At 63.6% G+C, this 607-nt stretch carries 1 pseudogene; it reads right to left on the bottom strand.

The window, feature by feature from the left end:
* Window positions 1–29: 29 nt before the first annotated feature.
* Window positions 30–607 (bottom strand): annotated as a pseudogene (locus tag IEZ19_RS50120) (group II intron maturase-specific domain-containing protein); the annotation flags it as partial.

The following is a 607-nucleotide window of genomic DNA, read 5'->3' as shown; positions in this document are numbered from 1 at the left end:
TTTCCAGGCAACCGGCTCAAGCAAGCCCCTCAGGCTCGCAGGCGTGCAGTCTTCCCGGACTCGTTGTCGTCTCTGGTGAACCGTCGATGACAGTGAGCGTGCATGAGCCGCAGTACGGCTTGATCGTTCGGCGTGCCGTGGCCCGGCGTGGCGGTGATTGCGTGTTTGCGCAGCGCCTTCCGGGTGACGGAGAGCCATTGTTCCCACTCTTGCGGGCTCTGTGGCTCCCGGTCGGCGAGCAGCAGCAGCCCTCGGCATATGGGGCATCGGCCATGCTGTGCCTGCAGGAGGCGGAGCATGGCTCGCGAGACCGGGGGTTTGCTGCGGCGGCGCCGAGTGGCCCAGTACTCGGTGAGGGACGGGTCATCCGGGGATGCCGTTCCCGTGACGAGCTGGTGTCGGACGATCTTGGTCCAGGCGAATTTCCGGAGGTAGTAGCCGGTTTCCCTGCTACCGAACACCCATCGGTCCTGCCTGGCGGGGTTGAACATACCGAAGTACCGGTTCACGACCCAGCGCCTCAGTTTGTTCGGATGCGTGAGCCTGGCCCACTTGTAGGTCAGTCTCCACACATGATGATCCAGCGTCTGAAAAGCGCGACTGGATA

Source organism: Streptomyces brasiliensis, assembly GCF_014647875.1.
Taxonomy (GTDB): domain Bacteria; phylum Actinomycetota; class Actinomycetes; order Streptomycetales; family Streptomycetaceae; genus Streptomyces; species Streptomyces brasiliensis.
This window is presented reverse-complemented; position numbering and strand designations above follow the sequence as displayed.